We start from the raw sequence: 9,028 nt of genomic DNA, 5'->3' as shown, positions 1-9,028 counted from the left end.
ATCCGCGCCTGCGTGCGAACCGCTCGACATAAATCTCGACTGCAAAGAAATCCTTTTATCTGGATCTCCAGATAACATCGCCGCACGCGGTGAGAGTTCCAGATCGAGATGGACGCGTTCTTCAGGTGAGAGTTCGGCAAGCCGCCTGTCGAGGATCGCTTCGGCGGTGCTCACGAGCTGGACGACAGCCACGTTGCCGGCCGAGATTTCGGTCTCGATCGCCTCGAAAACGGTCGGCATCTTCATCGAGATGAGCAAGGCCGACCAGAAGCGCTGCTTGGAGCTTTCGAACCGGCTGAGCGCCGATCCCTTTGCCATCGCGTTCAAGGTCCGGCCCGAGGCGCGATCGACGATATTGGCGGCCTTGAGCGCAGCGTCGACATTACGATGAATCACGGCTTATCGCGAGGTGGCGATAATGCGAAGGAACGCGGCGTAGGCGCGCAATGTCGGGAGACTGACCACCACGTCCTTCGCATTATTTCACAGGGTGTCGAGCCACTCCATCAGACTGGCATCTCGCTTCCACGAAGGTGGAACGTTGCTCGCCGACGGCGCACCCACCAGCTCCAAGGCCTTTCGTTTGGTCTCCAGATTGGCCTGTGCGTAGTGGTTGGTCGTGTCGAGGCTGACGTGTCCCAGCCAACTGCGTATGACGGTGATGTCTACCCCGGCAGCGACAAGGTGAACGGCGGTCGCGTGCCGGAAGCTGTGCGGTGTCACATGTTTTGACCGCAGCGTCGGCACGGTTTTGGACGCCTTTTCTACATAGGCGGCGAGTTTGAACCGCACTCCCGAGGCGCCCAGCGGTTCACCATATCGATTGACGAAGATCCGCTGATCTGGGGCGCGCGGGTGACGTTCCAACAACTTCCTGAGCAACGTCACGGTTTCCGGCCAGAGTGGACAGATCCGTTCCTTGCGCCCCTTGCCATAGAGGCGAGCGTAGTGCGGCGCATCGAACCGGACCGCGTTGGAACACAGGTCGAGAGCTTCCTGGATGCGCGTGCCGCTGTTGTACAGGAACGAGAGCAGCACATGGTCGCGCATCCCCTCGATTGTCGACCGGTCGGGCTGCGCGAGGATCGCTTCGACCTCCTCCGGCTCGAGATAGCAGGGTGCAGCGGTGGGCTCCCGCTTGAGCGGGACAGTCAGGACCTCGGCGCATTGCGCGATGTATTCGGGATCTTTGTCCGCCACGAAGCTGAAGAAGCTGCGGATCGCGGCAAGCCGGCAGTTGCGTGTACCGATCGTGCCCCTGCGCTCATGCTCGGTATGATGGAGGAACGCGCGCACCTCGCTGGCCGAGACGTCGGCCAGCATGATCCGCGCAACCCCGGCGCCCTTTCGCTCCGCGATAAACCGAAGCAACAACCGCCAGGTGTCGCGGTAAGACCGGATCGTATGAACCGAAGCACTGCGTTGCTCGGCCAACCATTCCTGGAAGAACGCCCGCAACAACGCGGGGAACGGATTGCCCTTCGTCATGACCGCGCCTCCATCGTGAGGCATCGGGCGCCGACGGTACGGAACCGCTCGCTTGCTTCCTGCAGCAGGTCCTGCGTGACGGTGATGTAGACCAGCGTGGAGTTGATGTCCCGGTGGCCCATATAGGTCGAGAGGAAGCGCAGTTTGTCCTGCGGATTGATGCCGGATCGATACCATTGGAGGATTCGGTTCACGACCATCGAGTGGCGCAGGTCATGAACGCGCGGCCCCGCCCTCCCCGTCGGGGGCTTGAACCCGGCTCGGCGCATGACGTTGGTGATCATCGTTGAGACCGTCACCGGGGTATAGTGATCATTGAAGTGCTCGTGCCAGAAGAGCCCGGACCGCGGATCCTGCGGGGCGCCAGCGCGCCGCCTTGCATCGATATAGGCCCGTAATTCGGCCATGACGCTGCCGGTTAGCGGCAAGATCCTGGTCTTGTAGAACTTCGTTGCCCGGATCGTGATCGTGTCTGATTGAAGGTCCACGTCACCCAGATCAAGCCCGGCGAGTTCACTACGGCGCAGTCCGGCACAATAGGCCAGAACCACCATCGTGTAGAGGACCATAGGCCGCAGCGGAGCATCCGGCGACGGATATGAGCGGGCAACATCGAGCAACCGCCGGACGTCTGCCGGACTGAAGATATGCGGCCGTCGATGCTCGCGCGCCACTTCCCGCTCCGGCCGGGCGTTGAAGCGTTTTGGCGGGATGCTGGGATCAAGGCGATACCGCGCCTTGGTCAGGATGCGCCCCAGCTTCTGACATTCAGCCGCGTGATTGCGGGTCGGCTTGGCAGTTGCCCAGCGCGCCAGCATTGTCTCAAGCGATGCCCCGGCAAGTTCGGGGTTCGCCTGGAGGAACCGATCGAACCGCAATAGCCAGTGAGCCTGCGTCTCATACTGATAGCCCCGGCTGCGCATCAATGCGACGTGCTCACGCATGAAGTCCCCCAGCACGCTGCCGAAGGGAGCAGGGCGTCGTAACGCGGCCAGGGCTTCGTCGGGATTGGGGGAAGCCAACGCCCGCCAGATCGGCTTGCTTTGTTTGACGTTGTACCGGTGGCGAAGCACGGCAACGGGATTCTCGGCGATCAGCCCGATTTCGACGAGGTGGTCGAGGAAGCGATCGACAATGCAGACCTGATTGAGCAGCGTCGGCATTCGCCAACATTTTTCCATTTCCTTCAGCCAGACGTCGAGCATCTGCCGGTCAACCGCCGGATGACGTCGGGCTACGTTCTCGAAGCTGCGAAGGAACCAGCGATAAGTGGGCCTGCTTCCCGGCCGGAACTGCGATTTTTCCAGGAAGGTGTCAACAACGGTGCAATCGGGATCGTGCCAGGCGCTCATGACAGCACCTCCAGGCCAGGTACATCGAGCGCCACGGCTCGGAGATCATCTGTCGCCAGCTTGAGATAGGCATTGGTGGATTCGGTGGATCGATGCCCGAGCACGTCGCCGATGATCTTTTGCGGCACCGACGCCCGCAGCATTTCGACCGCGCGCGCGTGGCGGAAGACATGTGCCCCTCGCTTTCCCGGCGGCTCGACGCCTGCGGCTGCTAACCGCCCGCGGATCATGCCGTACAGGTTTGTCATTGCGATGTAGGGCGCGCAGGATCGGATAAAGATTTCTCGCCCCTCGACCTGAGGGCGCCCATGACGCAGATAGTCGAGCAGCGCTTCACCAACCGGCGCCAATAGCGGCATGTAGGAGTACGCATTGGTCTTGGTGTGACGGATACGCAGGGATTCTCCGCGCCAGTTCACGTCCTCAAGCCGAAGGCGGCAAACCTCCCCTTCACGCAACCCATATGTGGCAAGCAGTTGAAGGACCGCAAAATCGCGCATTCCTCGCGGCGATCCGTCCTTCTTCGTCGTCGCCAACACCGCGGCGATTTGGCTCTTGTCCAACGTCGAGGGCACGTCTTCATAGGCGTAGAGCATGGGGCCGATGATGTGCGGCGTGAGATCAGTCGGGATGCGCCTCGTCCGATGCAGATAGCGCACCGCCGACCGGAGCCGCTCAGCGACATCGGCCAACGATTTGCGCCTTAATCCAGGCGCGCGCATGTCCATGTAGAGATCGACTTCCACGATGCTCAACGTGTCGAGGCTGGCAGCACCGCTCCGTTCGAACTGCCATCGCAGGAAGTTCCGTGCCTCCCACATAAGCGCCGCGATGGTAGCGCTTGCCAGACCGCGTTCGTCGCGCAGCCATGCCTCGTATTCGCAGCAGATCGCCTGCCGGTACACAGTTTCCGGTTCGATTATCTCCGGCTCGGGCGGCCATTTGCCTTGAGCAAGCCGGAGCAGCTTGTTGATCGACGTGCGGGGCAACATCTGCCAGCGCACACAGGGAGGCCGACCGTACCGGGCTTCGAAATCCTGGACTGCATAGACAAAATATTGATCGACCTGCGCCGACGTCACAGCTTCCACCTGCATGTCGCACTCGGCCAGATAATCGAGAAACGCGCGGGCGTAGAGGCGATGGTTCGCTACGACCACCGGGTTGTAATTCTGCGTCGTGAGCAAATTCGAGAGTTCGGCGATCAACTCGTCGTGCAATTTCAACATGCTTTTATCCTCAGCTGGTCCAGAGACCACCGAGGTTCGCAGCCAAAATAATGCGCAGCAACATCGCCACGCCTTACGGAAATTGCGCGCCTACGCCGCGTTCCTTCGCATTATCGCCACCTCGCGATAAGGCATCTTATGCGCAGCTGCGCATAAGATCGCCCAGGCATCGGCATAAGCATCGTAGATCTCGATCTGGGCGGGTGTCAGTTTATGCTCGAGCGGGTCATATTCGACGCCGGCGAAGCTGAGCGCGCGCGCCGTGTAGAGGCCCATGGCCTTGGTATCGCGCGCGACGATCTCCATCGCCGCGATGCCCCCCTCCTCCATGGCGGCAAGGAAAGCGTCGCGGTCGCGGAAGGCAGTGCCTGGTCCCCAGAGGCCGAGCCTAGCGGTATAGCTCAGACTTTCCGGCTTGGTCGCGCCGGTCGCGGAGACGTAGATGACGCGGGCACGCGGCAGCGCGATTTGCAGGCGGACCCCCGCAAGGCCCTGTTCGGATCCCTTGGCCGCGCCAAATTCGGTTTCAGTGCCGGCAGCGTTGCCGAGCGCATGCGATTCGTCGAGCAGGATAACGCCGTCGAAATCCGGCCCTGCCCAATCGAGCAATTGCTGCAGGCGCGATGCCCGGTCATGGCGCTGGGAGCGCAGCGTCGCATAAGTGAGGAAGAGGATCCCGCTGGCCATAGCGACTGGTTCACCGAGGGGAAAAGCATCGAGCGGCTGGATATCGATCGGCACGCCGCCCAGCGCGCTCCAGTCCCGTCTTGCGTCCTCGATCAACGCCGAACTGCGTGAAATCCAGATCGCTCGGCGACGACCGCGGTTCCACTGGTCGAGGATGATGCCCGCACCTTCACGGCCCTTGCCGACACCAGTGCCGTCAGCGATGAAGAAGCCGGTGCGATAGACTGCCCCTTCCGGGTCCTCGTGGAGCTGGTCGCCTGCCTTGTTGGGCAAGAAGGTACCCTTGAGATCGCGCTCGCAAGCTTCGCCCGCGTGGATGATCGTCTCGAGCTGGGCGTCGGACAGGGCAGCGAAGGCCTGGGGTTGGAGCATCGGGCGATAGCTGGGCGCTGGCGGCAGCACGGACGCCATCGCAACTGACTCCACCAACTGGTCGGGGTGGGGCGTGGCGTTCGCGATATCGATGCGTGCGGGGCGCCAGGGCGCGTAATGCCCGACAGGGTCGCCCGCTGGCAGCGGCGTGGCGCGGATCGCATAGTCGACGGGTCTGGTGCTCCCATCCGCAGCGATGCGGTCGGGCGCGACCAGAGCGCGCTTCTGAATGCCGCCGAAGATCGTGGACGTCGAGGGCATCATAGCACGGCGTGGACGCAAGGGAATGACGGCCGGTGCGGGCGGCTCCGGCTCGGGTAGGACAAGGCGCGGCGGGACGGCAGCGACCAGGATCTCAGCCTCCTCGATGGATTGGGCGGTCAAGCGTTCCGTCGTCCCCGTCCAGCCTTTGTCGAAGATGATCAGCCGAACGGCGATGCCGGTGCCATGCTTGGCATAGGGGTTGCCGAGGATGGTGATCTCGACACGCGGGGTCGCGGTCTCGCAGACCATCGCATAGCCGGAGGCGGTGCCGTCCGCTGCGAAGCTGGGCGGCATAATCGCGACGCAGCGCCCGCCCGGCGCCAGGCGCAACAGCGCGGAGCGCAGATGGCGAGCGCCTGCGAAACGGTCCTTTCCCCGCCCCTCGCTCCGGCTGAAGGGCGGGTTCATCAGCACGACACTTGCGGATTGGTCAGCGGGTAGCAGGTCGTTGATGAATTCGGCATCGTGGGTCGTAACAGGCACACCGAGCAGCTTGCCGAGCAGCGAGGCGCGACCAGGGTCGCGCTCGTTGAGGGCCAGTGCGGTGCCGACCCCGAAGGCGTGGACGGCCAGCATCCCGGTGCCGGCGGAGGGTTCAAGCACCAGATCGTCCGGTCGGATACGCGCGGCCTGTGCGGCGAGCCAGGCGAGCGAGATCGGTGTACTGAACTGCTGCATCTCGACCTGATGCTCGCTGCGATAGGTCTGGGTCGGGAGCGCATGTTCGAAGCGGCGAAGCGAGGCGAAGGCATCAGCGCCCGCCAGATCGAAGCCAGTCCAGCCGGCCGACGATTTGAGGAGGATCACCTGTGCGGCCTCGAGCGCATCGTAGGCATCGCGCATCGACCAGGTGCCTGTCGCGTCGGAGACCCTGAAGGCTTCCTCCATGAGGCGCTTGAGGTCCTGGCGGCGGATTGAGCGCCCGCGTTGGAGAAGGTCGGCTAGCCGGGTAGCGACGCCGAACAGGCGTGTGGTCGTGGAATTTTCGGGCTCGTTGGGATGCGCGAGCGCAAGGAGAGGAACAGACATGGCGGAACTCCGGATTGGATCAGGACCATCGCGGCCCAATCATCCCCCTCCCCCTTCCCTCCGGGCCTGCGGCCAGCATGAAGAAGGGGCCATGGCACGAGGCCAGGCCCTGAGTTGGAGGCAAAAGGAAAGAAGGAGGCGTCTGCCTATGATGATCCAAGGAGGATCACGGCAATCGACGGTTTCTCATCCGACGGATGGCGCCTGCTGTCATAGGCATGACGGCCCCCCTGCCCGATCGTCAGCATGTCGAAGCTGGGCGAGATGCCGCCATTCGCATTGGGGATGGTTGTCCCATTGTCGTGAAATTGGATGTCGACGAAGCTCGGCGGCGCGGCGCGCTGATATTCGCCGAAGAAGAAGGTGATACGGCGCCCGTCGCTGGTGCGTGCGCTGATCGTGAAGTTCCCGTCGGGGATATCGATCGGGAAGGTCGGCACATCATTGAAGCGCGCAAAACCGATGGATTCGGCATCGCGCGCGGTCATGACGGGGAGCTGGATGATGTCAGCCATTGTCGAGTTCCTCGAACATGGTTCGCCACTTGAGGCGCAAGTGCGCAAAAAACGGAACCGCAGCGCAAGGCCGCGGTCCCAGGAGCGTTCGATCAGGCGGCCTGCTGGAGTTCGTCACCCGAGTCGGTGACGCTCTCGTCTTTCGCAGGCGCCAGTTCGAGCGCGGTCGCAGGCGTGCTGAAACGCATGACGTCGGGCACCCAAGCGAGAGCCGCTTCGCGCAGTTCAGCCTCGATGGGGACGGACCCACCGAAGATCTTCTCGGCCGAGGTCGCGAGGTCATGCTTCTTCGACCCACCGTAGCGGCTCGACAGTTCCTTGCCCCCAATCTCTTCGATGTGGGTAAGGATCGCGGCCTTGCTCACACGATCGAAATAGTTGTTCGCGGTCGGACGCCACCAGGCCGCCACATCGATCTCGAGCTTGGTGCCAAGATGGTCGATCATGGCCTCGCCCGTCTTGCCCGCGACAACCGCATGGAGCGTCCGGGCGATGGCCCAGGCGAGCCACGCCGCACGAGCCTCATCGGGAAGCGCGCAGAAGGCGTCGTAGCGCTGGCAGGCATCGCCCGCCTCGATCCAGCTGCGATCCAGCCCCTCGTCAATCTTGCCCCATTCCTCGGCGGCAAGCGTCCCGCTCTGGTAGCCGGTGAGCCCGGAGTAGGGCTTGTCGGCCTTGAGCTCGGTCGCAAGATCGAAGCCGCTCGAATGGCGGGTGGCCTTATCGACCATCCAGAAGGTGCCGAGGTCGAGCGCGAAACGCGGATCGCTGGCGATATGCACACGCAGCAATTCGCTCTTCATCTCGGCCAGTTCCTGGCTGAGCCGCTGGCTGTACGTGGGCTTGACCGAGCCGGCGACGACATCGTCATTGTCGTCCTCGTCCACAACCTGATCGTCCTGCTCCTGATCGTCAGGCTCATCGGTAGGAGCGACATAGAGCTGCTCGTGAAGACGCGGCTGGCCGTCATGGCCGATGACGACATAGGCGAGCGCCCCCGCCTTCTGCTCCTCGGTAAGGACCGGTGCAGGCTTCTCGATCGCGCGATATTCGGCCTCGAGCATCTCGACACGGTTGGCTTGTTCGGCCTGGCCGTCTTCGTCGGCGTCTTCCCAGGCTTCGTTGGCGGCCTCGATCTCGGCTTCAATTTCCTCGAGACGCGTCTGTTGCTCGTCTGTGAGTTCGGGCGTGTCGCCCTTGAGCGGGCGCAAATCCCAGGTGTCGTTGTAGCTGACATGGGTCGAGGGAATGACTCGGACTTCCGCCAGCCCCTCACGTTCGCGCAGGGCCTCCGCGGCGGTCGCGAGTTTGTCGGCCACGAGACGGTTGAGGAGGTCGCCATCGATCCAGCGCTCCGTCGTCGAGTCGGTGAAAAGGTCGAGGTCGACCCGGCCCCCTGCTTCGATATAGGCATCCCGCCCGACCAGAAGAGCCTTGGGATCGCTGCCGACATAGGTGTCCTCAACAAGCTGACGTTTGATCTCGTTGACGTTGGCCCGGTAGTAGCCGTCCTTGAGCAGTTCGAAGACCTCGGCTTGCTTGGTGCGGTCGCTGTTGCTGGCATAGGCGACGGCAACATTCAGCGTGATCTCGCCATTGCGCAGGGCTTCGAAGATCGGATCAGCGAGATCGGCAAGACGAAGCCGGCTGCGCACGAACCGCTCGGTGAGGCCGAAGCGCTTGGCGACATCCTCGGGGGTCTTCTTCTCGCTCTCGATGATGTCCTGGAAGGCCCGGCAAGTGTCGGCCGGGTTCATCGTGAGATTGAAGAAATTCTCTTCGAGGCTGGTTTCGATCGCGTCCTTGGTGTCACCGAGGATCAGAACTGCCAACTGGTAGTCGGCGGCGAACACGCCCTTCTCGATCAGCCGGTGGACAGCGTCGAGGCGTCGGCCGCCTGCGATGATGCGGTAATGTCCTTTTTTGCGCGACACGGGCACGCCGATCAGGTTCTGGCGGACGCCCTTGACGGCAATGTTCGCCTCGAGCTGGGCATCGGCGACGGCATCGCCGACAGTCCGGACATTGCTAGGCGATTTGGAAAGGTTCGCCGCGGCGACGAGAATGGGAAGTTGGGTCATTGTGGTAGTCT

Annotated in this window: 6 protein-coding genes and 1 pseudogene; all 7 read right to left on the bottom strand. The window is 62.8% G+C overall.

What is annotated here, in order from left to right:
* Positions 1-318, bottom strand: a pseudogene (locus AX724_RS02210) (hypothetical protein); the annotation flags it as partial.
* 165 nt (positions 319-483) lie between these two features.
* Positions 484-1,488, bottom strand: a complete 1,005-nt coding sequence (locus AX724_RS02205; protein WP_066763145.1) for a tyrosine-type recombinase/integrase — start codon at positions 1,486-1,488, stop codon at positions 484-486.
* Positions 1,485-2,840 carry a tyrosine-type recombinase/integrase gene (locus AX724_RS02200; protein ID WP_044663249.1) on the bottom strand — a complete coding sequence of 452 codons (1,356 nt, stop codon included), beginning with the start codon at positions 2,838-2,840 and terminating at the stop codon, positions 1,485-1,487. Before AX724_RS02200 ends, AX724_RS02205 begins: the two co-directional genes overlap by 4 nt.
* Positions 2,837-4,069, bottom strand: coding sequence for a site-specific integrase (locus AX724_RS02195; RefSeq protein ID WP_044663250.1), 1,233 nt, complete (start codon positions 4,067-4,069; stop codon positions 2,837-2,839). The genes AX724_RS02200 and AX724_RS02195 overlap by 4 nt, the downstream gene beginning before the upstream one ends.
* Positions 4,070-4,159: 90 nt before the next feature.
* Positions 4,160-6,421: a strawberry notch-like NTP hydrolase domain-containing protein gene (locus AX724_RS02190; protein WP_066763144.1), complete on the bottom strand. Its 2,262-nt coding sequence runs from the start codon at positions 6,419-6,421 to the stop codon at positions 4,160-4,162.
* A 146-nt stretch (positions 6,422-6,567) separates the two neighbouring features.
* On the bottom strand, positions 6,568-6,936 hold the full coding sequence (locus AX724_RS02185) for a hypothetical protein (RefSeq protein ID WP_066763142.1): 369 nt from the start codon (positions 6,934-6,936) through the stop codon (positions 6,568-6,570).
* A gap of 92 nt (positions 6,937-7,028) precedes the next feature.
* On the bottom strand, positions 7,029-9,017 hold the full coding sequence (locus AX724_RS02180; RefSeq protein ID WP_066763141.1) for a ParB/RepB/Spo0J family partition protein: 1,989 nt from the start codon (positions 9,015-9,017) through the stop codon (positions 7,029-7,031).
* Between the last annotated feature and the right edge of the window lie 11 nt (positions 9,018-9,028).

It is taken from the genome of Sphingobium sp. CCH11-B1 (assembly GCF_001556865.1).
In the GTDB taxonomy this organism is placed as follows: Bacteria; Pseudomonadota; Alphaproteobacteria; order Sphingomonadales; family Sphingomonadaceae; genus Sphingobium.
The sequence above is the reverse complement of the archived record's forward strand: the minus strand, read 5'-3'. Positions and strand labels throughout refer to the sequence as shown.